This is a genomic window from Kaistella sp. CFF1-2, assembly GCF_059509915.1.
The window spans coordinates 123,335-149,080 of sequence record NZ_JCAKLF010000002.1 but is presented as its reverse complement, the minus strand read 5'-3'; the positions used below and the strand labels follow the sequence as shown (position 1 = coordinate 149,080).

At 36.3% G+C, this 25,746-nt stretch carries 17 protein-coding genes; 13 read left to right on the top strand and 4 right to left on the bottom strand.

Annotation, left to right across the window (positions count from 1 at the left end):
* The first annotated feature begins 175 nt into the window (after positions 1–175).
* From AC5XHR_RS05785 to AC5XHR_RS05770, 4 genes are all read left to right on the top strand, one after another.
* Positions 176–2,206, top strand: a complete 2,031-nt coding sequence (locus AC5XHR_RS05785; protein WP_495949836.1) for a hypothetical protein — start codon at positions 176–178, stop codon at positions 2,204–2,206.
* A 9-nt stretch (positions 2,207–2,215) separates the two neighbouring features.
* Positions 2,216–6,499 carry a hypothetical protein gene (locus AC5XHR_RS05780; protein ID WP_495949835.1) on the top strand — a complete coding sequence of 1,428 codons (4,284 nt, stop codon included), beginning with the start codon at positions 2,216–2,218 and terminating at the stop codon, positions 6,497–6,499.
* Between the two features lie 196 nt (positions 6,500–6,695).
* Positions 6,696–9,572 (top strand): sensor histidine kinase, encoded by a 2,877-nt coding sequence (locus AC5XHR_RS05775; RefSeq protein WP_495949834.1) that lies wholly within the window; start codon positions 6,696–6,698, stop codon positions 9,570–9,572.
* A gap of 10 nt (positions 9,573–9,582) precedes the next feature.
* Positions 9,583–10,332, top strand: a complete 750-nt coding sequence (locus AC5XHR_RS05770; protein WP_495949833.1) for a LytR/AlgR family response regulator transcription factor — start codon at positions 9,583–9,585, stop codon at positions 10,330–10,332.
* Positions 10,333–10,469: 137 nt separating this feature from the next.
* On the opposite strand, the gene aqpZ is transcribed toward AC5XHR_RS05770, so the two are convergent.
* Positions 10,470–11,192 (bottom strand): aquaporin Z, encoded by a 723-nt coding sequence (gene aqpZ / locus AC5XHR_RS05765; protein WP_495950495.1) that lies wholly within the window; start codon positions 11,190–11,192, stop codon positions 10,470–10,472.
* 142 nt (positions 11,193–11,334) lie between these two features.
* Between aqpZ and AC5XHR_RS05760 the strand changes: the two genes are divergently transcribed.
* The 8 genes from AC5XHR_RS05760 (at position 11,335) to AC5XHR_RS05725 (ending at position 20,228) form a co-directional block, all read left to right on the top strand.
* Positions 11,335–12,063: a DUF4230 domain-containing protein gene (locus AC5XHR_RS05760; protein ID WP_495949832.1), complete on the top strand. Its 729-nt coding sequence runs from the start codon at positions 11,335–11,337 to the stop codon at positions 12,061–12,063.
* Between the two features lie 59 nt (positions 12,064–12,122).
* The gene (locus AC5XHR_RS05755) at positions 12,123–12,737 is read left to right on the top strand and encodes a DUF5715 family protein (protein WP_495949831.1); all 615 of its coding nucleotides are present in this window, start codon (positions 12,123–12,125) and stop codon (positions 12,735–12,737) included.
* A gap of 17 nt (positions 12,738–12,754) precedes the next feature.
* Positions 12,755–13,189, top strand: a complete 435-nt coding sequence (locus AC5XHR_RS05750) for an FKBP-type peptidyl-prolyl cis-trans isomerase (protein WP_495949830.1) — start codon at positions 12,755–12,757, stop codon at positions 13,187–13,189.
* Between the two features lie 61 nt (positions 13,190–13,250).
* Positions 13,251–14,198 carry a hypothetical protein gene (locus AC5XHR_RS05745; RefSeq protein WP_495949829.1) on the top strand — a complete coding sequence of 316 codons (948 nt, stop codon included), beginning with the start codon at positions 13,251–13,253 and terminating at the stop codon, positions 14,196–14,198.
* A 91-nt stretch (positions 14,199–14,289) separates the two neighbouring features.
* Entirely contained in the window at positions 14,290–16,221 is a 1,932-nt protein-coding gene (locus AC5XHR_RS05740; RefSeq protein ID WP_495949828.1) for an ABC-F family ATP-binding cassette domain-containing protein, read from the top strand.
* Between the two features lie 118 nt (positions 16,222–16,339).
* Positions 16,340–18,481, top strand: a complete 2,142-nt coding sequence (locus AC5XHR_RS05735) for a S9 family peptidase (protein WP_495949827.1) — start codon at positions 16,340–16,342, stop codon at positions 18,479–18,481.
* Position 18,482: 1 nt separating this feature from the next.
* Complete coding sequence (locus AC5XHR_RS05730) at positions 18,483–19,127, top strand: DUF4919 domain-containing protein (protein WP_495949826.1); 645 nt, start codon at positions 18,483–18,485, stop codon at positions 19,125–19,127.
* Positions 19,128–19,208: 81 nt separating this feature from the next.
* Positions 19,209–20,228 carry an LLM class flavin-dependent oxidoreductase gene (locus AC5XHR_RS05725; RefSeq protein WP_495949825.1) on the top strand — a complete coding sequence of 340 codons (1,020 nt, stop codon included), beginning with the start codon at positions 19,209–19,211 and terminating at the stop codon, positions 20,226–20,228.
* 29 nt (positions 20,229–20,257) lie between these two features.
* Here the strand turns inward: AC5XHR_RS05725 and AC5XHR_RS05720 are convergent, their stop codons facing one another.
* Complete coding sequence (locus AC5XHR_RS05720) at positions 20,258–22,396, bottom strand: M3 family metallopeptidase (RefSeq protein WP_495949824.1); 2,139 nt, start codon at positions 22,394–22,396, stop codon at positions 20,258–20,260.
* Between the two features lie 68 nt (positions 22,397–22,464).
* Between AC5XHR_RS05720 and AC5XHR_RS05715 the strand changes: the two genes are divergently transcribed.
* Complete coding sequence (locus AC5XHR_RS05715; RefSeq protein ID WP_495949823.1) at positions 22,465–23,259, top strand: head GIN domain-containing protein; 795 nt, start codon at positions 22,465–22,467, stop codon at positions 23,257–23,259.
* Here AC5XHR_RS05715 and AC5XHR_RS05710 read toward each other — a convergent pair.
* Together AC5XHR_RS05710 and AC5XHR_RS05705 are read right to left on the bottom strand one after the other, a co-directional pair.
* Positions 23,252–25,129, bottom strand: coding sequence for a monovalent cation:proton antiporter-2 (CPA2) family protein (locus AC5XHR_RS05710; protein WP_495949822.1), 1,878 nt, complete (start codon positions 25,127–25,129; stop codon positions 23,252–23,254). The genes AC5XHR_RS05715 and AC5XHR_RS05710 overlap by 8 nt on opposite strands.
* Positions 25,129–25,656, bottom strand: a complete 528-nt coding sequence (locus tag AC5XHR_RS05705; protein WP_495949821.1) for an NAD(P)H-dependent oxidoreductase — start codon at positions 25,654–25,656, stop codon at positions 25,129–25,131. The genes AC5XHR_RS05710 and AC5XHR_RS05705 overlap by 1 nt, the downstream gene beginning before the upstream one ends.
* Between the last annotated feature and the right edge of the window lie 90 nt (positions 25,657–25,746).

The window sequence follows — 25,746 nt, the reverse complement described above, 5'->3', positions numbered from 1 at the left end:
TTCTTAGATAAATTATTCAAATATGTATAATTCTGTACAAACTCCATTTATCAAGTAAACTTTGCAATTTGTGGATTGAGGTATATGTTTAATACATTACGTGTTTTTCTGCATTTGGTTGAATTTTATTTTAGGTTTCATTATTAAAACTAATATAAACCTAAAAACTTCAACAATGAGTGAAAAAACAAAAACTATTTTAGCTTTTTTGCTGCTTTTGTATGGGAATTCTTTCCTTATGTATGGTCAAAAATCTACGGCTATTTATCTAGGCGGAGGTTTTAATTCGGGACTTACAGATGCAAATCAACAAAAACTTTCGAGTGCAGAAACCAATTTTCATTTGGGCGTGTTTACTCCATTTTTAAAGAAAACATCCTTTAATTTTGGATTGAATTTTTCTGGAGAATATGCGATAAGTAGTTCGGAACCTTCTATTATTAATTATCAAGGATTTGAACTGAATAACGCAACGTATTCTTTGACGAAAAGTTCTTTTGATTCTTATAAACAAAATTATTTTCGTGCTGGAGTAGGGCCGCAAATGAATTTCTTTTTTGAAAAATTTACTTTAAGTCCTATTATTTCCTTTGGGTATGCGTCTTACCAACAATCTCAGTTTGGCGTAGATCAAAACATTACCTATGATAATTTTGGAACTACTGGAGAGTTTTCAAAAACCATTTTCGAGCAAAAAGAAGTTTCGCAAAGTGGTTTCTTTTGGGCTCCAAGGTTGAGATTTTCGTATGACATATCAAAAAATCTAAGTATATGGGCGGAAGGAAATATGAATTTCTTTAATTATAAAGTTCAGCAATCTACTTTTACTCCTTACGGAACTGCCGATGGAAATAACGAATGGAATTGGGGACAAATTGTAGAAGGTAAAACAGAAACAATTGAAAAATCCACCAATAGAAATAATTTCGGAATGAATGTAGGTCTTGCTTATACTTTTGGCGGTAAGAATACTAAAACATCTAAGAGTAAGACAGGGACAAAAAACTCTAAAGTTACAGCTACAGAAAGAGAATCTTCATCTTGTGGGAAATCAATGTTAGATAATTACGCAGTATCGAAAACCTACAGAAGCAAATTGAAAGAGTTTCCAACTTTTTCTTGGAAAAATAAAAGCAAACAAGTGAAAAGTTACACTTTGAATGTTTATGATGAAAAGAAAAAATTGGTGTATTCCAAAGAAACTTCTCAAAATAAACTAAAGACAGACAAGGTTTTAGAGAATGTTTTAACTTCAGCTTCAGAAAAACAAGATAAACGATTTTCTTGGAATGTTACTACACAATTTCAGAATTGTAAACCTACCACTTCAGACGATGGATTTATAAAAATGGCTTCTAGAAGTCAAACCATTGGAATTACAATAAATTCTATCGAATGTGGAAAATATACAGCAAATGGTATCGAATACAAAGTGAATTATACTTTAGATAACTATACCGGAAGTGCCGCTAGTTGGAATGTGCGTACCATTAATTATTATGATGAAAACGGAACTTTATTTCTTTCAACACCCGTAACGTATACCATTTCTCCAGGATCACAACAGGTTGTAAATAATGTGATTGTTGTATTGCCTTTTAACGCAACGGAATTGCAAATTGCAACTATTGGAGAAACTGGGAATATTCCAAATTCGGGGAACGTGAGTACAAGTCATGCTCTGCCAGAATGTTATTGTGATGAATGTGAAAATGTTGAAATTTCTATAAATGATGCAAACTTTACAGTTTCTTCACAAAATCCTAGTGTATATGCTTTTACAGGAAAAGTTGCCGCCAATATTCCAATTTACGGAATGGAATTTCAGATTTTGTCTGTGGATTTTTCGGCAAATCCAAGTTCTTGCAGTTTTGGAGTACGAGCAGTAGAAGAATCTGGGATGTTCATAAAACCGGGAAGTACCATTAATGGAGTTTCTAATCTTGAAAATTTGAACGAAAGTGTTTCAGGATCGATGAATACGAATAATAACATCTCGAAAATCATACGATACGGTTCGCTTGTTCCTCTAAACGGAAACGTTCCTTTTAGTTTGAATGTTGGTTTGCCAGGACCGCTTCCTGGTTTAGACGCAAGTTGCTGCGTACTGAATTACAAAGTGTGTATACGAGTAAAAGTGTATACAGATGTTTCTCATTGCAACTCGTGCATTTATACGGTGTGTTATGATTTTAGTAACCAATAATTTTTAAAGATGAACTTATTAAATACCATAAAAAATATAGTAATAATCTGTTTTGTATGTTTGTTCTTCGGATCGCTTCATTCGCAAGCACCAAGTCCGTTAACCATCAATAGCAGTTTGCAGAATAGAACAATTCCTTTAGGAGGAACTACTAACGATGTATTTACTGTAGGAGCACCAATGGAGGCACTTACAGGTCAAAACTTTACGGTGAATTTTACCTATCCAGGAGATTTTTCTGAGGATTGCACCAAAAAAGTTATTGTAGAATCGGAGAATTTAATTTTTAATGATACAAGCCATTTTTCCGTTGAAAGTTATGTTCAAGATTCACTGGTTTTGCATCCGGTGGTAGGAAATGAAGGAAAAATTTTCCCATTACGATACCGTTTTGCACCTTACACTACCTGCAATGGTTTACAAGGAAAATTAAAAGTGACCATTATTGTAGAATGTGGTGAAGAAACCATTACGAAGGTTATTGAAACAACTGTCGTTGCACGTGCTCAAGATACTTGGGAAATTAAAAAATCCTTTAAAGGAGGAATGGTGAGTTGTGGCGTTTCCTATTGGGAGGTTTCGGGAATTTTACATCAACCTAATGGTACCGAAAATAATACGCCATTAGGGGTATATTCATTTTCTGGAGATTTGGAAGAAGATACTCCGTTTCAAGTTATTTCCAATGCGACAAAAACATATACCAATCAACGAAACTCTTTCAATTACACGGTACGAATTTTAAATTGTGGTAGCACTCCAATTTTTGAAAACAAGTTGAATTACAACGCAATTTTAGGAGATAATTGTGGCACTAAATCAGGAACAGCGGTTGCAACGGTAAGTTCTACGCATTTGGACAATCCACGATTGAATATCCAAAAAACCGTTCAAGGCACTTTGCAGCCAGGTGAAAGTGGTTTCTTTTCTATTAGTGTTGGTAATTATTCGGGGGCAGATGCGCATCAAGTTGCGATTCAAGATATAATTGATACGACATTTATCACCATTACTTCCATCAATATGGATGGAACAAATGTGCCGATAAATAGTTCAAACATTTACAATTTTTTATTGCCATTAGTTGCAGATAATACTTCAAAAACAATTAGAATATACTTTACAATTAATGCTAATGCTCCTTTAGAAGAGAGAATTACCAATAAAATTACATACAATTATAGCTTAAGTTCTGTGGCTAATTGTACAACTTCTTCGTGTTTATCTCCTATAAATTTAGAAGGAAATGGAGAAGCTACAGTTGTTGTTGGAGGACCAAAACCAATAATGAATTTAACAAAATGTATTGTAGATGCAAAAGATTCTTATGCAGTAGGCGACGAAATTCGATTTAGAATTTTGGTGTCAAATTACGGAAATGCAGATTTTACAGGATCTTTACAAGATGTTTTGAATCAGAATCAAGATCTTGCTTTTGTGAATGGTTCTTCTTCGGTTACGTATTGGGATACAGGTTCGGTAAAGCCTACTTTGGGTTGTTCGCTTAATTTAGGAACTCAAATTACGCCACCGCCTTTTACTTCAGGCTTTTCGAATACAGGCGGAAATACGTTGAATTATACCTTCAATCCTGCGCTTCCATTTAATGATTCGAATGTGGTTTTGATAGAATTTTCGGCAAAAATAAAACCGCAAAACTTCGGAACCAAATCCAATACCGCAAAAATACAACCCAATGGTTTAACGAGAACGGTAAATTACTACGTTGCGAAAGATGGAAGTTTGAAAGTAAGCAAACACTCTGATAAACAAGCCGCATCCAAAGGTGATCTTGTTACATTTTCATTAAAGGTTTTAAATGATGGTACAATCCCTTTAAATAATATTAAAATTTCAGATGCCTTGCCATCTTGTTTTAAGTTGGAAGGAGGTATTTCAGTATATAATTTAGATGGGAATTTAGTCGTGCCAAATGTAAGCTATACAGGAAATGTGGAAATATCGTTGCCAAACACTTTTACACTTCAGCCAGGTGAAGGTGCAATTGTGAAACTTACGGTAAGAAAAATGGATAACGGAAATTGTTGTAATACCACGGTGAAAACGATTGCTTTTTCACCAGAAACCATGTCTTTTATTTCGGCTACAAATGGTAACTCTTTAGTTTGCATCATTGATAAAGAATGCTGTAATATTCAAGATTTTAGAACCGAACTTACCAAAAATCAAGATGGAAGCTATAGCCTTTACATTAATGGAGGAAGTATTCCTTTGCAAGAAGTAGAAGTAGCGGTTGTGGATCATCATGTAGAATATTCAGATCCAGCATGCGTGCCTTATTTTGCAGGAGTTTATGGGAATCTCTCAACAAATCAAACACAATGGAGTGGGCTGACTTTGGATTCGCAAGTAGAGTCTAATCTTACGTGGACTTCCTTGAGGCCTTCTTTGGTGAACGGAACCGTTGTTTTTACAATTTCGCAACCTGATGTTCTAAAATTAGATTGTTGTACCGCAGAATATTTCTTTTGCTTAAAAGTACGAGTGAAAAATGCCAATTGTGACCAATGTGAAAAAATAGTGTGTCCTACCAGAAAAGACTGTTCTATTGTTATTACAGATATCGCCAATAAATGTGTGAAAGAACCTTTTGATATTCGTTGGGAGAGTTCTAATGTAAATGGTAACCTTACAATTCAGGTGATTTCAGAACAAGGTGCGGTTGTTTACCAAGAAAACAATGTACAAAATGATGGACAACATACGTTCCAAGTCGGAAATATTCCGTGTGGTAAAACGTATACCGTAAAAATTAGCAGCGATGACGGAAAATGTCTTGCAGAAAAGAAGATTACAATAGCTTGCTGCACAGAAAGAAACTGTTGTCCACCAGCAGCCACTTTTATTTCGGTTACCAATTACAATCTAGCAGCTCCAGTTGAAAGAAAGGTGAGATGCGGAGGAACGTTGGAAATAAATAGAGGAGATCGATTACGGTTTCATTCTTCCAATCAATCCAATTGTAATGATGGATGTATAGAATCTCCATCTATGTGGACGTTAACTAGAAATGGAACCTCGTTTTCCAGAGTTATTGAGATGGACGAAAGAGGATCAGCAAACTTCACTTTTAATCTAGATCCAGGAACCTATACTCTTACGTATGCTCCTGTTTGTGGTGGGCAAGCGTGTCCTACTTGTTCTATAACAATTGTTGTTAAAGGCGATTCTTCAACAGACTGCGCTTGCGAGGAATTTGATGATGAAATTAGCATTAAACCAACATCAGCACTTAATGAAAGTTCAACAAATTACGTTGGTTGCGGAAAATCCATCACTTTAGTTCAAAACGTAAATTATACCATTAAAGCACCTATTACGAATTGTTCTGGCGGAAAAAATTGTTATAAAGCAAATTGGACACTTTCGTATAATGGTAGAGTAATCGGAACAGGAGAAGATGGCGTTTTTAACCATAGTTTCACTCAGTTGGGAACTTATACGTTAACAATGACAACCACTTGTGGAAATCAAACTTGTAAAACGTGTACCATTACAATAAATGTCGTACCAGGTTCAGATAGTAGATGCGAGTGTAATCCAAATGCGAAAATTAAATTAGAAAAAGAATCACGAGCTGGATCTGATAGTTTTGCAAATGGAATCGATTTAACGTGCGGAAATAGAGAGTTACCAACAATTCTCGGTGGCAAAATTAAGTTGACATTAATGGAGGCTTGTATAGGAACGAGTAAAGGTTGTACACCTTCAAATCTAAATATAGTTGTAAAACGAGGGAATACTGTAATTCCTGCCATTGGAGCGGATATTTACAACGTAAGCATTCCGGGAGAATATACGGTGACTTACAATTACAAATGTAGAGAAAAAACGTGTAAAGAATGTGTTGTTCGCTTTAAGGTTGAACAATTGGTAACAGATGTAATACCTGCTACACCAAAAATTCCAATTGTAACTAATGCTGCTTGTAAATGTGATTTGCCTAGTGGAAGTGGTATTGCTGTTAATCAAGTTCGAGATGGAGGAAATCTTACCATACATCGAAGTATTGGTTGCGGACAAACGACGTCGAGTTTGGTGAAAGGAAATAAATACCAATTTGTTGCTCCAGCATTTAATTGTAGTGATGATAAATGTGATAAATCTGTGAAATGGACTATCTTAAAAGATAACGTCGCGTTTACTTCAGGCACAGGAAACACAATTTCATCATTTATAGCAACAACTTCGGGGAATTATACAGTGAGATTTACGCCTGTTTGTGGAACGTCCACTTGTAAGGATTGCGAAATTAAATTTAGTATTCCGTAAAGATAAACTTCATAGCAATTTGTTTAAATAGATAATGTCCAAAATAGCACTATTTTGGGCATTATTTTTTATAATGATTTATGATTCTTACGTTTCCGTTTTTTGAGCGCTTTTAGCTGAAATTACAGTTGATGGATTGATACACACTTTTCTTCAATCTAAACAAATCATTCGTCATTTTTAAAACTTTTTAACGATGTTGATTCCTTATATTTGTTTATCAACGTACTTAGAAAAATTGAGATTTTATTTACTATTCATCTGTATCATTCTTTTTCCTTATTGGTTGTGTTCTCAACAAGGGACTAAGGTGTATTCTGTAAAAGATGGTTTGCCGTCTTCCCAAATCTATCGTATAACTCAGGATTTGGATGGAGCGATGTGGTTTGCAACCAACAGAGGATTGAGTAAATTTGATGGTTCTCATTTTACAAATTATACCAACGAAGATGGTTTGGCTAATCAAGATGTTTGGGAGCTGTCTGTGGACGACGATAATAAAGTTTGGTTTTTTTCTAAAAGTAAATATCAAGGATACATAAAGAATGGAAAAATAAAACTCTTTAAATCCGAAGATAACGAAGGGCTTTCACCTAACTCTTTTTTTTACTTAAATAAGCAGTATTTTCTTTTTACACCTACTAATGAAAGTGCGTATCATTTTTTGGAAGACAATAAATGGAAAAAAGTTCCAGTAGATCCAGAAATTGAACGAATGTATACAACTGGCATTTTCCCACATGTGTACCATGCTAGTCAAAAAAAAATGATTTTGTTTGCGAATGGAAACGCATTTTTCTATCCCACCAACCTGCTTCCAAAGGAAAATAAGGAAAGGGATAATGTAAGTTTCAAATCTGGTTCTATAAGCGATACTGTTTTATATCTTTTTCGCAAATACGGATTTCATATTGTAGATGTTAAAAACAAAACATCCAAATATTTTTCCTCCAAAGCATTATTTGGGCATCCAGAACTTCATCGAGCGACAAAGTTTGATTGGGTGAATGGGCAGCTTCATCTCTCGTCAAAAGGTCAGTTGATTGTTTTCAATTCTGATTTTTCAGTTAAAGATCATTATCATTTTGAAAAACGTTTTCCAGATAATGTGAATTCATATTTGGATAGAGATGGTAATTTTTGGTATAACAATCAGTCTGGATTGGTTTTTGAGTCGGCAGAAAAACGTGCTGCCCAAAACTATTTAGTAGGAAAACGCATTACCAAACTGGGAAGTATTGATGGTAAGTTATACGCTGGAGATCATGATGGTAATTTTGATGTTTTTGATGAAGATAAAAATGAATTTGTTCCTGCATTTCGTGATATTGGAACTGCCTACAGGATAAAATCCGATGAGAATACGTTGGTTACTTCCAATCAAATTTATCTAAAAGACCAAGGGAAATGGAAATCAATTGTTTTAAAAACTCCAACTTGGCTGAAAAACTTCAAAGATTTTACAGTTTTCGAAAACAATTTTACGAGTATTAGTTCCCACGGTCTTAGTTTTTTTGATAAAAATAATTCTGAAAAACAGTTGATTACGAAGGCTAATATTCACCTTTTTGGAAAGTTTTTAGACAGGCTTTATGTTGGTGGGAGTAATGGTTTGTTTGTATATAAAAACAATACGTTGACACCCGTTTTTGATGAAACGGTGCATCTTCCGATTCTTTCTTTTTTACAATTCGGAAAGTATTTGCTTATTGGTACCGAAGGATTGGGGATTTTTTGTTTTGATGGTACGAAGATGTACAGAATTCAAGCCACAAAAAATCTTGTTATTAATAGTATGATATCGGATTTCACTACGAAAGACGGACTGTACGCCGCTACTCAAAAGGGCGTAATTAAACTAAAATTAAAAGGAGATTATTTTAAAGAAAGCATACTAACCAATACGTATACCACAAATGATGGACTTTTATCCAATGACACGTATGACTTTTTTATAAAAGGAAACGATTTGTTTACCGCGACAGAACTGGGAATTTCGAGAATTGATATATCCAATAAGCATCTGTATAGAAAAGTTCCCGTTACTTTTTTGGATGGTAGGGAAAAGCTAGAAGTTTCCGCAAAAGACAGAAAGGTAGTTCGTGTTCCGTTTTCAATAAAAGATTTTGTAAAAAGTGGAACAAGCATCTATCAATATCGTTTGTTGCCTGAACAAAAAAAATGGTTGGAGACCAGCGGAGATCAAATCGTATTGCATAATCTTTCTGCTGGAACGCACATTTTAGAAGTGAAATCTACCACTTTGCATACTATAGAATCCGTATCTCGAAAAACAATTGTTGTACAGCCGTATTGGTGGGAAATCCAATGGGTTCGAATCTTAATCACGGTTGTATCTTTAATACTTCTCTTTTTAGGCATACGAAAAATTATTAGAAATGTTAGGAGAAAAGCAATACAAAAATCAGAGCAAGAAAAACGAGCTTCAGAACTGCAACTTTTGGCGTTGAGATCGCAGATGAATCCTCATTTTGTTCATAATTCATTAAATGCAATTCAGTATTATATTCAGAGAAATGATGTGGAATTATCCGAAAAATATTTAACGAAGTTTTCGAAACTTATTCGGATGTTTTTCGATTATTCATCTATGAAAACGATTTCACTTCAAAATGAAATCGAGTTGCTTGAAAACTATTTGTCTATTGAAAAACTTCGGTTTGAAGATAAAATCACCTATTCAATTCTTTGTGATGAACAATTGAAGACAGAGAATCCACAAATTCCGAGCATGATTTTGCAATCTATTGTTGAAAATGCGGTAAATCACGGTATTTTTTATTTACCAAACAAAGGTGAAATTCAGATTTCATTTTCAAAAGTAGACGCCAAGCATATTAAGGTGAGTATTGATGATAACGGCATTGGCTACAAAGCTTCTCTACAAAAAAAGACAGATGTAGCATTTGCAAAAAGTTCTACTCGTGTTTTGCAAGAACGAATTCGATTACTGAATCTTTCTGGGCAGCAAGTAGATTATGAAATTGTAGATAAAAGTGACGTACAACGAAATGAAACCGGAACCTTGGTAACGCTACTCATTTCTATTTAAAAACAAGAGCATGAAAATAAAAGCATTTTTACTAGATGACGAACCGAAATCTATCGCAATTCTTTCGAGTAAGATAGAACGGTTTTGCCCCAATATCACAATCGTTGGAAGTTCTCAAACTCCAAGTGAAGCAATTGAGATGGTTGAGCGGTTACAACCCGATTTGGTTTTTCTAGACATTCAGATGCCCGAGATGAGTGGTTTTGAATTCCTGAGTCAATTCGAAAACCCTTGTTTTGAAGTTGTTTTTGCAACGGCGTATGATGAACACGCGTTAGAGGCCATACATCATGCCGCAATTGGTTATATTCTGAAACCTTATGATAATGATGATTTGGTGAAAACCGTACATCGGGCTACAGAAAGTATTCAGAGGAAAAAATCCTTAGAAAAAAACGTCCAGCTGTTGGAAAGTTTAGCGGTAACCAAGTTTGTGAATCAGAAAGTTATGATTCCGAACAGAGAAGGTGTATTGTTTATCAAGAATTCGGAAATTTTGTATTGTGAAGGTGAAGATGGATACACAAGAGTACATCTAACAAGCGGCAAAAATGAGTTGAGTTCCCAAAGTATTGGTAAGTTTTACGAAATACTTCCCAAGCATCAATTCTTTCAGACGCATAAATCGTTTGTAATCAATTTACAGTTTATAAGTAAATATCTGAATGAAGGTTATATCATTTTAGAAAATGATGCTAAAATCCCTGTTTCCCGACAAAATAGAGAACTATTATTCTCCCATTTAAAAAATAAAAGCTGATTTTTTGAAATTAAATAGTTGCGGTTTGTTGTGCATAATTTCGCGCTAAGTAATAAATGATACAATAAGAATACAGCAAAAAAACAAAAAATTCCCGCCGATGAGCAGGAATTTATATTTAGTAGAATTCTTAAAAATTACGCAGCAGCTTCTGCATCTGTTCTTTGAAGAAGAAATTTATAAATTAATCCTCCTGCAATTGCTCCTAAAATAGGTGCTGCCCAGAATAACCAAAGTTGGGTCATCGCTTGTCCTCCAACAAAAACTGCCTGAGAAAGAGATCTAGCAGGGTTTACCGATGTATTGGTAATTGGAATAGAAATTAAGTGAATTAATGTTAATCCTAAACCAATTGCAATTCCAGCGAATTTTCCATTCGCGAATTTATCTGTAGTTCCCATGATGATGATTAGGAAAAACATGGTGAGTAAAAATTCTGTGAGAAAAGCAGCTTGCATGCTGTAGCTTTTTCCAAAATATACAGCAGAGTCATAGAAGTTGGTAGCAAAAGAGCCTGGGCTTCCGTCTCCGGAACCGCCATTAATGCATGATAAAGCAGCCGCAGCTGCAATTGCACCTACACATTGTGCTACAATGTAAGGTAATAAGTCTTTAGCTGAAAAACGACCGCCGGCTAAAAGCCCAAAAGAAACTGCCGGATTGAAGTGTCCTCCCGAAATATGACCAACAGCATACGCCATTGTTAAAACAGTAAGACCGAATGCTAAAGCAACTCCAATTAAGAGAATTCCTAATTGTCCGTTGCTTGCCGGAGCAATTTGTGATGCGAAGATTGCGCTACCGCACCCTCCAAAAACCAACCAAAAAGTGCCGAAAAACTCAGCAAATAATTTTTTAATCATAATTTGTTTTTTAATTGTTATCCAAATTTAGATTTTTTTTAATTGAAAATTGATTTTTGGTTAAAAAAATGATGTTCTGTTTATAAAGCTACTTTTGCTGAATTGTTGTAATTTTACCTTTATATAATTGAACAAACATATGATGGATACTAAAAAGTTTAAGACGATACTTTGGATTGTAGGGATTTTAATGCTTGTTTTCTTTGGTTTTTTCCTCTACCAAATGACGCAAACGGAATCCGCACAAATGATAACCATCGTTTTAATGCTTTTATTAGGTCTTATTTTGGGTGGTGTTATTGCTTTTTTGGCAAGTCGAAATTTCAAATCGGATCCACCAGTCGTTTTAGAAAGTTCGCACACCATTGCAGAAAGTATGCGGAAAGTTTTCAAAGTAGTTTCTGCAGAAGGGCATTTCAATGAGATTTACAACTACGAAGAAACATCTAAAATATTCAATTTTATTCCGTCAAAAAAGCGCGCTTTGGTCATTGTTGAAGCCAAAATATTAGTGGGTTATGATTTTGAAAAATTTCAATGGGAAGTGGATGAAGAAAACAGAAAAGTAAAGTTGATCCATTTTCCACCGCCCGAAATTCTTTCTACGGAAACCGATTACAAATACTACAATATCGAAGAGCAGTTTTTTAATTTGTTTTCTAAAGATGATTTAGCAAAAATTCAGCAAAATAGTAAGAAGCAGGTAATTGAAGCGGCGAAAAAATCGCACCTTCCTGAAGTGGCTGCAGAACAAATGAGAATGCTGCTTACGGAGCTTTTGGACACGAAGAAATTTAGTTTGGAAAACCCTTCTGTGATCTCAGAAAGCAAAAACCGTATTACCTATACGCCAAAAGATGAAGCGTAATTTTCCCAAAAAACATAAGAAAAGCCTATTTTTGTAGTTTTAAATAATAAACTTTCTAAATGATCAGGCTTTCTGCATTATTTTTATTCATTATTTTATTCAACAACGTTCAGGCTCAAGGTTCCAAAAAGTCGTCTTGCTATGATCTCGACGAAGTATTAAAAGTGGAAGCAACACCTTTGTACAAACCCCATTTGGCGGCTTCAAAAGGTTTTAATGTCAAAATTTTACAAAATACCAAGTCTGTTCAGCGCTACATAGATTCAGGGAAATTCAAATCCGTGAACAAAAAAAGTCGAGGAATTCGGGTTCAGAAGCTAGAATACAGTCGTCCGTATTTAACGTATAAAGCCAAATTGACTTTAGAACGAATCGGAAGTCGCTTTGCAGATGCGACTAAAAGCTATATGACGGTGTCTTCAATAACTCGAACTTTAGAAGATCAATGTCGTTTGCGAAAAGTGAATTCTAATGCTTCATTAGGGATTAGCTCGCACAACTACGGAAATTCGTTTGATATTTCGTATGTTCGATTTGATGGCGTTTTGAAGCGAAATCCGAAATTGGAAAAAGAACTTGAAAAAGTTCTAAAATACTATGAAAAGCTTGGACGGATCTATTATATCAAAGAGTCGTATCAAGCGTGTTTTCATGTAACCGTGCGTAATTATTAGTAAAAAATCAAAACTATATGGGAATTGCAGATGTCTTATTACGACGTAAAAAAGAATTAGCAGAGAAAAATCTTCGTGAAGGAGATGAGTACAGAGCAGAATATGCAAAAAAAGAAGGCGTAACAACCTTGGAAAGTGGCTTGCAATATGAAGTTTTAACAGCAGCGGAAGGTGCAAAACCAGCAGCAACGGATAAAGTAAAATGCCATTATCACGGAACAACGATTAAAGATGAGGTTTTTGATTCTTCGGTACAGCGTGGAGTTCCGGCTTCGTTTCCTCTAGATCGCGTGATTTCAGGATGGACAGAAGGTCTGCAGATGATGTCAGTAGGAAGCAAGTTTCGTTTTGTGATTCCACCGCATTTGGCGTATGGCGATCAGCAAATTAGTAAAGAGATTGGTCCGAATTCAACTTTAATTTTTGAGGTCGAATTACTCGGAATTGAATAACTAAAATCTGCTTCGGCAGATTTTTTTATTTTTCCGTTACTTTGTAAAAACCAAATTTGTGATGAGATTTTTAGTACTACTTTTTCTGTCTTTGGGGCTAACGTCCTGCGTTTCGAAAAAGAATCAAATGGTGCAAGAAAACCTTTTGATTTTGAAAGATTCCTATTGCAAAGCACCGAAACAATACAATTATCAAGGGAAATTTCCAAGTTATAATTCTGATTCCATTTTGGCGGCAAATCAGCATTTGCATGATCAATTTACGGATCAATCCATTTTGATTTTGAATGCTCTTGGAGCGATTGATGAGGTGGAAGAAATCAACAAACTAAAGAAAGATTCAACTGTTCAAGCGCAGCTAAAAATGTTGAAGCTGAAAAACGTGATCAACTCCAAAATTTCCATTGCTTTGGTCGAATTAGATGCCGTTGCAGCTGAATTTGATTGCGAAGGCGAACGTGTTGCGCAAATGGCGAGTTATGTTGATCAGCTGAATGATAGTCGCAATAATCGGTTGGTTTTGTATTCCATTTTTGCGGGTGCGGCAGCGTCCATCGCAAGCGGAATTATCAAAAGCGAATCGTGGGGATCAGCCGTAGATATTGGTGGTGGTGTTATTGGAGCTGGATTAAGTTTGGCTACATTTTCTCCGAAAGGAAGAAAAGTAGAGTTCATTCATGCAAGGAATATTTTACGAGATATTTGGCTAGAAAAACAGGTTTCAGCAAATTTTCCACCGTTCGTTTGGTACATGTACACGGAAAAGAAATTTGCAAACAAATCCCAAGAATCCATTATTCAAAATATGAAACAAAGTTGGGTGAAATACCATTTTCACGGCGATCAAAAAGCAGCAGATGCGTCTTTGCTTTTCCATGATGGTGGGATTTATCGAGCTTCCGAATTGCATGATCGGGCGGCGATGCTCAACCAAATGCAATCTGCTACACGGACTATTAATCAGAATATCAATTATTTACTTCTTGATTTGGATCGTTTTATTATGTAGTTTTAATTTCAAGATTCATCAGCCTAGGCTCAGAAAAAAGCAGTACTTTTGCAACTTGCAATTTTTATAATTACCATACGATTAATCGGTTATGCTATCAGTACAAGGTTTAGGACTTCATCATTCAGGAAATTATCTATTTAGAGACACGAATTTCACCATTAAAAGATCAGACAAAATTGGTTTGGTTGGGAAAAATGGTGCTGGAAAATCAACGTTGCTTAAAATTCTTTCCAACGAAATTAATTTTTACGAAGGAAACGTCGTTCCTGAAGGGAATATCACCATCGGTTTTCTAAAACAAGATTTAGATTTTGTAAAAGGAAGAACGGTTTGGCAAGAGACATTGCAGGCTTTTGAGCAGATTAATGCTTGGAAAAATGAATTGGAATATGTTAATGAGCAATTAGCAACGAGAACCGATTACGAAAGCGATGCCTATTCAGATTTGATTCAGAAAATGACGGATCTGAATGATATTTTGCAGAACCACGATGCCTACAATTTGGAGGGTGATGTAGAGAAAGTTTTGCTTGGATTAGGATTTAAGGCAGGTGATTTCGATCGTATTACCGATACGTTTTCGGGTGGATGGAGAATGCGTATTGAGCTCGCTAAACTTTTATTGCAAAACAACGACCTTTTGCTTCTCGATGAGCCTACCAACCACTTGGATATGGAAAGTATCATTTGGCTGGAAGAATTCTTGAAGGATTATATGGGCGCAATCGTTTTGGTGAGTCACGATAAGCAATTTATGACGGCGGTTTGTAACCGAACTTTTGATGTGAACAACAAGAAAGTTGATGATTATAAAGCCAATTATTCTAAATATTTAGAACTTCGTAAAGAGCGTCGCGAAAAGCTGATGCAAGCGAAGAAAAACCAAGATTCCGAAATCAAACAGATGGAGGATAATATCAATAAATTCCGTGCAAGTGCGACGAAAGCCTCTTTTGCGCAGTCTTTGATTAAGAAATTGGATAAAATTGAGCGTATCGAAATCGATAATGAAGACGTTTCCAAATTCAACATTCGTTTCCAACAGAGTGTTGTTCCTGGAAAAGTGATTTTCGAAGCCGAAAAACTTGGAAAAGCCTACGGTGAAAAGCAGATTTTTGATGATGTTGATTTCTTTATTGAGCGTGGCGATCGTATTGCGTTGCTTGGACAAAATGGACAAGGAAAGACGACTTTAGCAAAGATTTTAGCGGGCGAAATCAAAGATTATTCTGGTACTTGGAACTTAGGTCACAACGTTAATATTGGCTATTTTGCTCAAAATCAGGAAGAAGTTCTTACGCCGGATAAAACCGTTTTGCAAGAGGCGGAAGATTCTGCAACAGAAGAAACACGACCTCGTGTTCGTGATTTGCTGGGAAGTTTCTTGTTTTCAGGTGAAGATGTAGATAAAAAGACGAAAGTGCTTTCTGGAGGAGAACGTAACCGTTTGGCTTTGTGTAAATTATTGTTACGTCCGTTCAATACATTGATTATGGACGAACCTACCAACCACTTGGATATTCAGTCGAAGGAAATTATCAAACTTGCTTTATCGAAATTTGAAGGAACGTTAATCGTTATTTCTCACGACCGTGAATTTTTACAAGGTTTGGCAGATAAGATTTTCGAATTCCGTGATGGAAAAATGAAAGAATTCCTTGGAAGTATTGATGAATACTTGGAGTACCGTCAGAAAGAATCGTTACGTGAAGTGTCTTTAGAGAAATCAAAATTAGAGAGCAAGCGCGATGTAAAATCGGCTGCGCCGATCATTGATGCTCCAGTAGTTGAAGCTAAACCAACAACGAATTTCGTTACTAAAGAGCAAAAAGCTATTCAAAATAAAATCAAAAAAGTAGAAGAGCAAATTTCAAGTTTAGAAACTGAAATTGAAGCTTTTGAATTGGATTTCACTAAAAATAATCCTTCTGAAGAGACTTTAGAAGTGTACAATGCGAAAAAAGAAGCTTTAGATTTGGCTTTGCAAGAATGGGAATATTTGGGTACGCAACTCGATTAAAACCGATTATTGTATTTAAAAATAGAAAAGCATTCCGATTTTTTTGGAATGCTTTTTTTGTGGAATACCCATGAGCTATACGGGATAAATTCGTATTTTTAGCGATTAATTTTTCTCTATGAAATCGAAATTATATACAGGACTTTTTCTAGTGACTACGGCTTTAGTAGGTGCGCAGCAACAGCAATACACCATGGCTGAAGCGGTGAACGGACTTCGAAGCAATTTGGCTATTAAGAGTATTTCCCAAGCAAAATGGTTAAAAGGTGGAAATTCCATGATGTTCATGGAAAACAAAGCCTACCTAGTTCGTGATGCGCAAACCAATAAAGTTGACACATTGTTATCCGTGAGCCAACTGAATCGCGCTTCTGGATTGCCAGCGAAAATGAAAGCGCTACCGGTGGTAAACTTCAACGATGCAAAATCAGGATATTTCAAAGTCGATTCTACGTATTATCGTTTGGATAAGGCTGGAAATGATTGGAAGGTAAAATCGTGGTTAACTGTCCCTAAAAAAGCGGCAAATACTAATTTTATTCAAGACAAAAATTCGGTTGTTTATACAATTGATAACAATTTATATTTAAGTACACCGGAGCGTCAAATTGCAATTACGCAGGATAAAAACGAAAATATTGTCAACGGACAAGCGGTTCACAGAAACGAATTCGGTATCGATCGTGGAATTTTTATCGCTCCAGACAATTCAAAAATTGCGTATTACAGAATGGATCAAACGATGGTTGAAGATTATCCTGTCATCGATTGGTCGGTTACCTTGGCACAAAATCATAACATAAAATATCCAAGAGCTGGGAAAACCTCACACGAAGTTACACTCGGAATTTATGATGTGAAATCAGGAAAAACAACGTTTGTAAAAACGGAAGGTCCAAAAGATCAGTATTTAACGAGTATCGCATGGAGTCCAGATTCTCAATTTGTATTTATTGGCGTTTTAAATCGTGATCAAAACGATTTGAAAATGAATATGTACGATGCGAAAACCGGAAACTTTGTAAGAACTTTATTTGAAGAAAAATCAGATAAATACGTGGAGCCTCAGCATCCAATGGTCTTTTTACCGAATTCTAAAACCGATTACATTTGGCAAAGTCAAAGAACGGGTTACAATCATTTTTTCTTGTATAATTTAGATAAAGGCTTGGTAAAGCAAGTGACAAAAGGCGATTGGTTGGTGACGGATGTGCTTGGCTTCCATCCCAAGAAAACAGAACTTTTCATCGCTTCAACCAAAGAAACACCGTTGGAAAGACATATCTATCGTGTTAATTGGAATAATCTAGATATGAAACGTCTAGACACGGCTCCAGGAATGCATAACGCGACCTTGTCTGAAACAGGAGATTTTGTTTATGATGTGTATGCGAATGCTACCACGCCTAGGAAAGCAGATTTAATTCAGACGCATAGCGGAAAAACAACGAATGTATTGACGGCAGAAGATCCGTTGAAAAACTACGATCGTCCGAAAATTGAAAATGTAACGCTGAAAGCGGATGACGGAACGCCTTTGTATGGAAAGCTGATTTTACCAACGAATTTCGATCCCAATAAAAAATATCCCACCATTGTTTACTTGTATAACGGACCACATTTACAGTTGATTACGAACACGTATCCAGCTTCTGGAAACCTTTGGTACGAGTATATGGCTCAACGAGGTTATGTGATTTTCTCAATGGATGGACGTGGTTCTAGCAACCGAGGTATGAAATTTGAGCAAGCCGTTTTCCGTAATTTAGGAGAAACGGAAATGAAAGACCAACTAAAAGGTGTTGATTATTTAAAATCATTATCTTATGTAGATGCTGATAGAATGGGCGTTCATGGATGGAGCTTTGGTGGATTTATGACCACAAGTCTTATGTTGAAATATCCTGAAGTATTTAAAGTTGGTGTTGCTGGAGGTCCGGTAATCGATTGGAATATGTACGAAATTATGTACACGGAGCGTTATATGGATTCGCCACAACAAAACCCAGAAGGTTTCAAAAAAGCGAATTTATTGGATAAAGTTCAGAATTTAAAAGGGAAATTATTGATGATCCACGGGATGCAAGACGATGTTGTCGTTTGGCAGCATTCGGTTGATTTCATAAAATCGGCCGTGGATAATAACGTTCAAATGGATTATTTTGCGTATCCAGGACACGCACACAACGTTTTAGGAAAAGACCGTGTTCATTTGATGCAAAAAATCACCGATTACTTTGATACCTACTTAAAAAAATAAAATGAAGAACGTACTATCTGCTGTTTTTGTATTCATTCAAGTTATGGTTTTTGGCCAAAACGGATTTGTTGAGGTTAAAAATTTAACGGCTCAAGCGGTAGATAGTACGTCTAATTTATACTATGAAAAGCTGATTTATCGGTTTAATTTCGATCCAAGCATAATGAGTGAGGAAGAAATGAAGTATTTGTATTACGCCAAAAATTCTAATAAGAACCTTAAATCCATGAACCTCACCGAAAGTGGAAACTTCATGAGTTTAGTTCGTGAAGGAAAATGCAAAGACGCAATCGATTTTGGCGAACGAATTTTAAGTTTAGATCCTGCGAATTTGGAAGTTTTAGGGATGCTTTTAAATTGCTATTCTCAAAATAAAGCGGAAGAGTCTCGAAATTTTTCATTTCGTGGATTTCAGTTCAGAAGGCTTGTTGATGCTATTTTACAAAACGGAATTTCTGAGGGAAGCGAACGGAAATTGACGGTTATGGCGGTTGCCGATGAATATATTTTGTCTAGCGTTCTCGGTTTGGATTTGCGATTGTTTCGAAGATCATCAAAAAATCATAGTGAAGGAATCATCGATTCCTGGAAAAATGGAAAAGAAAAAATCGATTTTTTAGTTGTTTACGATCATAACGGCAACTAAAATGTCGTCGAACTCTATTTACCATACATCAATGCTTTTGCTTGGTGTATTTTTTATTTTTGTAGTATAAATCAAGGAATTATGGAATTAGGAATAGGAATGTTTGGCGATTTGCGATATGATAATCAAATCAACGGATACCGCAGTGCACAAACTAAAATAGGTGAAATTTTAGATGAAGTTCAGTTAATGGATGAAGTTGGTTTGGATGTTTTTGCAATGGGCGAACATCATCGTCCAGATTATGCGGTTTCGTCACCAGAAATACTTTTAGCTGCAGCGGCAAGCCGAACTAAAAATATCAAATTGGCAAGTGGAGTAACGGTGCTTTCTTCGGCGGAGCCAGTAAAAGTTTATGAGGATTTTTCGACTTTAGATTTAATTTCAAACGGTCGTGCTGAAATTTTTGTTGGCCGTGGAAGTTTTATTGAATCGTTTCCGCTTTATGGATATTCTTTAGACGATTACGAAACGCTTTTTGAAGAAAAATTAGATTTGCTACTGAAAATTAATTCGGAAGAAAACGTAAGCTGGAAAGGTTCTTTACGAGCTCCAATGCTCAATCAAACAGTGTATCCAAGAGCAACGAACGACGGAAAACTTCCAATTTGGATTGCTGTTGGTGGAACTCCACAATCAGTGTATCGTTCTGCTGTTTTAGGTTTGCCATTAATTGTGGCGATTATTGGCGGTATGCCTTCGCAGTTTGTTAAGTTGATTGAATTCTACAAACAAGAATATTTAAAAGCTGGACATCCAGAAGAGTCGATGCAAATTGCAATTCATTCGCATACGTTTGTTAGCGAAGATCCAAAAGTGATTGACGGTTATTTTGAAAATTACAAAGCGCAAATGGATCGTATTGGTTCGTCTCGAGGTTGGGCGCCATATACCAAGATGCAATTTGAAGGCGGCCGAAGTGAAGAAGGAGCATTGTTTATTGGTTCAGCCAATGAAGTTGCTGATAAAATCAATAAAGTGAAAGAACTTTTTGGATTAACTCGTTTTATCGGACATATGGATGTTGGTGATCCAGAACACGATATTCAAATGAAATCAATTGAACTTTTTGGCGACCAAGTTGCTTCTCAAGTACGATAAAAAAAAACCGCCAATTGGCGGTTTTTTCTTTATTTAATAAAGCCTCTATTTCGTAGTAAAGGTTTAATGTCAGGATTTCTTCCAGTGAATTTGCGGTATGCCTCATTCAGATCTTCAGAATTTCCAACAGAAAGAATGTACTTACGGTAACGATCTCCATTTTCTCTGGTCATTCCACCATTGGCTTGAATCCATTCCCAAGCATCAGCATCCAATGTTTCTGCCCAAATGTATGCGTAATATCCAGCAGAATATCCACCACCGAAAACGTGCGCAAAGTATGGCGAATGATATCTTGGAGGAACTGCGGAAAGTGTAAATCCATTCGAAGCTAAAGCTTGTTTTTCAAAATCTAAAACGGGTTTAAATTGACTTTCATCAGTTACGGTATGCCACATCATATCGGTCATGGCAGCCGAAACCAATTCTGTCGTCATATAACCTTGGTTGAAGGTGCTCGCTTTTTTGATTTTATCAATTAACGCTTGAGGAATTGGTTGCTTCGTTTCATAATGAACGGCGTAATTCTTAATTACTTCCGGTACCAAAGCAAAATGCTCGTTGATTTGAGATGGAAACTCTACAAAGTCTCTTGGTACGCTCGTTCCAGAAAGCGATGCGTATTTTTGATTTGCCGACATACCGTGAATCGAATGTCCAAATTCATGGAACAACGTCGTGACATCATCAAAACTAATCAAAGAAGGCTTTCCTGGAGCAGGTTTTTGATAGTTGTAAACGTTCGTGATTACGGGTTTTGTACCCATTAAATGCGATTGTTCTACGTAATTATTCATCCAAGCACCACCGCTTTTCGAAGGTCTCGTGTAGAAATCCAAATAATAGAGGGCGATTGATTTCCCAGTATGGTCAAAAACTTCATAGGTAACCACATCTGGGTGATAAACGGGTAAATCTGGTCTCTTTTTAAATGTCAAACCAAAGAATTTTTCCGCCGCATAGAAAACACCTTTTTCCAAAACGGTATTCACTTCAAAATACGGCTTGATTTCGTTTTCATCCAAATCAAATTTCGCTTTACGTACTTGCTCTGCATAGAAATTCCAATCCCACGGCTCAACATTGAAGTTTCCACCTTGTGATTTAATTAATGCTTGAATTTCTGCTTGTTCTTTTTTCGCTTGTTCAACTGCCGGTTTTGCCAATTGCTTCATTAAATCTAAAGCAGCTTCTGGGTTTGGTGCCATTTGATCTTGAAGTTTCCATTCAGCAAAATCTTTTTTACCCATCAATTTTGCTTTTTGCAAACGCAAATGAACTAATTTTTCAATAGTTGAACGCGTATCATTAGCATCGCCTTTTTCAGCTCGAGTCCATGATGCTTTGAATAATTTTTCACGTGTCGAACGGCTTTTCAAATTCTGAAGCAAAGGTTGCTGCGTTGTATTTTGTAAAGCCAAAAGATATTTTCCAGGATGTCCCGCTTCTTTTGCATCGGAAGCAGCCGCAGCGATTTCATCAGCAGAAAGTCCATCCAATTCTTTTACATCAGATAAGATCAAAGCGCCTTGTTTTCTAGCTTCTAAAAGTTTGTTGGAATACTGCGTAGAAAGCGTTGCTAGTTCTTGGTTTATTTTCTTCAACTCGGTTTTTGCTTGTGGCGAAAGCGCAGCACCGGCAATTTCGAAATTCTGTAAATACACCTCGCGCAAACGCTTGCTTTCCGCATCAAGATTCGTTGGGTCTATGGCTTTTATTCGTTGATATAATTTATCATTCAAATACATTTTATCGCTGTGTGCCGCGAAGATCGGAGCATATTCTTGCTCTAATTTTTGCAAAGTTTCGTTGGTATCAGCACTTGTTAGGTTGTAGAAAACCATTTGCGCTCGCTTCAATACTTCACCACTTTTTTCAAGTGCGATTAAGGTATTTTCAAGAGTTGGTTTTGCTGGATTATTGGCAATCTCTTCCAGTTGGGCTTCCTGTTGTTTCAATCCATAGTCGAAAGCTGGTTTATAATCCTCGTTTTTGATTTTATCAAATTCGGGAGCTTCGTATTGCAATTTACTCTTTCTCATGAAAGGGTTGTTTGCTAAAGCGTCGTTTACGGTCATGTCTGTACTTTTTTCGGATGTTGTCGTTTGTGTGGTACAAGAATTAAGAAATAATGCTGCAATAAAAACTGCAGATGTAATATTTTTCATGTCTCAATTGTTATTAAAGTATAAAATTAGTATTTTTAAATTTATTAACCTTAAAACTATCCCTTTTCATGAGAATTTCAAGCGTTTTCTTCCTAGGTGGCATCTTACTTTTATCTTCGTGTAATTACAAAACCGATTCTAAAATTTTTGACTTCAGTGTCAAAGAAGGTAAAGGCCCTATCCAAACTAAAAATTTTGATTTTGATTTTGATGAAATCAAAGTTTCTCAATCCATTCGTGCCGAAATAAAAAAAGCGGATCGTGAAAAAGTGGTGATTGAGGCTCCTGCAGATTTACTGGAAGATATTTTGGTAGAGAAAGCAGGCTCTACGGTTCATATTCATTACAAACCGGGAATCCGTGTCAATGGTTCTCGAGTGAAAGCAACGATTTATGCGAAAGACTTTTCGAAGGTTGAAGCCAATTCTTCTGCACAAATTAGAATCGTTGATAAATTTGTTCAAGACAAAACCAATATTAAGGTAAGTAGCTCGGGATCGGTTGTTGGTGACTTGGAAGCGAATGATTTGGTTATTGATGGATCAAGTAGTGGTTCGTATTCTGGGAAAATTTGGGCGGTTAATTTTGATGTAGATGTTTCTTCTTCTGCAGATGTCGAGGTTTCTGGAAAAGCTAAAAACGTAGATTTGGACGCATCTTCTTCAGGAAGTGTGGTTGCCAAAGATGTTCGTGCTGAAAATGGAGTGCTTAATGCGTCCAGTTCAGGATTTGTCAACGTGAGTTTGTCCAATGAATTGCGTGCAAAAGCAAGTTCTTCGGGCTCAATTGAAGTCATAAAAATCGGAAATCTGAATGTGGTTCAAGAAACCAAGAGCAGTTCTGGAACGATAACCGTTAGGTAGATTTTGGTGGCGATTCTAATTCAGAATCGTCATCTTCATTTTCCATCCAATCATGATTTTCAAAATTCAAGCTGTCGTACGCAAGAAGCGCTTCTTCTTGCTGTATGGCTTCTTTTACGCTGAAATTTGAAAGTTCATCGCCTGGTGTTCTTGCCAATCTTCGGATGGAAGCTTTATCAATCAACATAAATCGTTTTCCTAAGCGTCGTGCTGCGTATTTACGCATTCCTGTTTCGTGAAGTAAGTCAACGGCCATTTCTACGGCAGTTCCCAACGTTTCACGGTAAATATTTTGAACACCATGATTCACAAAATAATACGAATCGTTTCTGTTTTTGGTTCGAACATAGAGTTTGACATTTGGAAATTGCTCACGAACTAGCTCCGCTATGTATTTATTATCTTCAGGATTGTCCAAACACAAGGCTAAAATCTCGGCCTCCTCAATTCCTGCCGCTCGTAAGGTTTGAATTCGAGTTGCATCGCCGTAATAGACTTTAAAACCATAGGATCGCAATACTTTAATACGTTCTGGATCGTGATCTAAAACAGTGGCTGAAATATTATTCGCTTTCAATAAACGCCCAACCGTACTTCCAAAATGCCCAAAACCAACGATAATCATTTTCTTTTGCGGTGCCGATGCATCTAAAATATCAAACGGTTTATCTTCCTCTTTTTTATTGAACCGATTGGAAATTACTTTGTCGTGAATAATCAATAAAATAGGAGTAACACACATAGTTATTGCAGTTACAGCCATTAATTGAGACGTGACTTTATCGTTGAATAAATATAATTTGTTGGAATAACTCAACAAGACAAATGCAAATTCGCCGACTTGTGATAATGCAAATGCAAAGAAATAATTCTGTGTTTTTTCAATTTTAAAGAGCTTTCCAATTCCAAATAAAACCAAAAACTTCACTAGCAAAACCAAAATCGCTAAAGTGGAAATCAACATCGGATCTTCCATAATGATGTTAAAGTTGATGGTTGAGCCTACACTCACGAAAAAGACGGCAAGAAGTAACCCTTTAAATGGATCAATTTGCGCTTCTAATTCATGTCGGAACTCGGAGTTAGCAAGCATAACACCAGCCAAGAAAGCACCTAAAGCAGGAGAAAGTCCTACGATAACCATCAATTCGGAAACGCCAACAATTAAAAATAGGGAAGAAGCCGTAAGTAATTCTGCCATTCCTGATTTGGAAACGTATCTTAAAAAGGGAACAAATACGAATTTCCCTAAAAGAACGAGGATGGTAATTCCCAGTAAAACGGTTCCTCCTTGAATCCATTCGGGAAGTTTTTGAATGAGAAGCTGAACTTCATTTTCTTCTTTAACTTCGTACTTCGCGATTATGGGTAACAACGCCAAAATAGGAATCACCGCAATATCTTGAAATAAAAGTGTTGAAAAGGATGCTTCACCAGCTGTTGTTTTAAATATGTTTTTCTCTTGTAAGGTTTGCAAAACAATCGCTGTGGATGATAAAGCAAAACACATAGCAATGGCTAATGCTTGATCGTACGGCCATTTGGCGAGAACCAACACTAAAAATAGAATACTTATCGTTAAAACCATCTGAGAAAGTCCTAAGCCGACAATTCGTTTTCGCATCGCCCAGAATTTCCGTGGTTCCAATTCTAAGCCCACCATAAATAAAAGCATAATCACCCCGAATTCGGAAGCGTGCATAATGTCTTCGGTGTCGTTTCCGGTTAGTTTCAAAACAAAAGGTCCAATGACGATACCACCAATAATGTAGCCGATTACGGAACTTAACCCAAACTTCCTAACGAGCGGAACCATGATGATGGCTGCGCCTAGGAAGATGAGAACTTTCATTGCAATTGGAGAATCCATTATTGATTTTTATTTAAGATTTCAGCAAAATGCTGTTTGTGAAGGACGATTTCTTTTTTACTTAGGTTTTCCGATTCATAAACCACATAGGGTTCATGAACATTGGCTCGAAACAATTTCATGGTGGCAATTAAGCTGCTGATGAGCTCTTCGATGGTATAATGGGTTTTACTTTCACGTCCAAACGTGCTTTCCTTATTTCGAGTAGTGATGAGAAAATGAACGTCTTTCCCTTCAAACGGATTGGCTTCGGTTTCGTTCATCCATCGGCTATCAACCACTTCATCTACCCAAAGTCGAAGTAAAGGAGGCATCCCAAACCAAATGATCGGAAAGTGAAAAATAAATCGATCGTATTCGAAAATTCGTTTTCGTTCCTTGAATGCCGCGATATGAAATTCCGGATACTCTTCATACAAATCTCGAAAGGTATAATGCTGATGTCTTTCGTAGAAATTGGTGAGCTCCTTATTGTTAGAAGCGAATTCTAAATAAGGATGAGCGAAGAGTACAAGGGTATTTTTCAATATGTTGAGATTGGGATTTCAACAAAAATAAAAAAAAAGAGGCATTTTTCCTATAGAAAAAAGCAGCTCGAAAGCTGCTTGTCTATTTTA

Bases quoted from the DNA above. Each gene is read 5' to 3' on its own strand.
- AC5XHR_RS05785 (WP_495949836.1), top strand. From the start codon at position 176: ATGAGTGAAAAAACAAAAACTATTTTAGCTTTTTTGCTGCTTTTGTAT.
- AC5XHR_RS05780 (WP_495949835.1), top strand. From the start codon at position 2,216: ATGAACTTATTAAATACCATAAAAAATATAGTAATAATCTGTTTTGTA.
- AC5XHR_RS05775 (WP_495949834.1), top strand. From the start codon at position 6,696: ATGTTGATTCCTTATATTTGTTTATCAACGTACTTAGAAAAATTGAGA.
- AC5XHR_RS05770 (WP_495949833.1), top strand. From the start codon at position 9,583: ATGAAAATAAAAGCATTTTTACTAGATGACGAACCGAAATCTATCGCA.
- AC5XHR_RS05760 (WP_495949832.1), top strand. From the start codon at position 11,335: ATGATGGATACTAAAAAGTTTAAGACGATACTTTGGATTGTAGGGATT.
- AC5XHR_RS05755 (WP_495949831.1), top strand. From the start codon at position 12,123: ATGATCAGGCTTTCTGCATTATTTTTATTCATTATTTTATTCAACAAC.
- AC5XHR_RS05750 (WP_495949830.1), top strand. From the start codon at position 12,755: ATGGGAATTGCAGATGTCTTATTACGACGTAAAAAAGAATTAGCAGAG.
- AC5XHR_RS05745 (WP_495949829.1), top strand. From the start codon at position 13,251: ATGAGATTTTTAGTACTACTTTTTCTGTCTTTGGGGCTAACGTCCTGC.
- AC5XHR_RS05740 (WP_495949828.1), top strand. From the start codon at position 14,290: ATGCTATCAGTACAAGGTTTAGGACTTCATCATTCAGGAAATTATCTA.
- AC5XHR_RS05735 (WP_495949827.1), top strand. From the start codon at position 16,340: ATGAAATCGAAATTATATACAGGACTTTTTCTAGTGACTACGGCTTTA.
- AC5XHR_RS05730 (WP_495949826.1), top strand. From the start codon at position 18,483: ATGAAGAACGTACTATCTGCTGTTTTTGTATTCATTCAAGTTATGGTT.
- AC5XHR_RS05725 (WP_495949825.1), top strand. From the start codon at position 19,209: ATGGAATTAGGAATAGGAATGTTTGGCGATTTGCGATATGATAATCAA.
- AC5XHR_RS05720 (WP_495949824.1), bottom strand. From the start codon at position 22,396: ATGAAAAATATTACATCTGCAGTTTTTATTGCAGCATTATTTCTTAAT.
- AC5XHR_RS05715 (WP_495949823.1), top strand. From the start codon at position 22,465: ATGAGAATTTCAAGCGTTTTCTTCCTAGGTGGCATCTTACTTTTATCT.
- AC5XHR_RS05710 (WP_495949822.1), bottom strand. From the start codon at position 25,129: ATGGATTCTCCAATTGCAATGAAAGTTCTCATCTTCCTAGGCGCAGCC.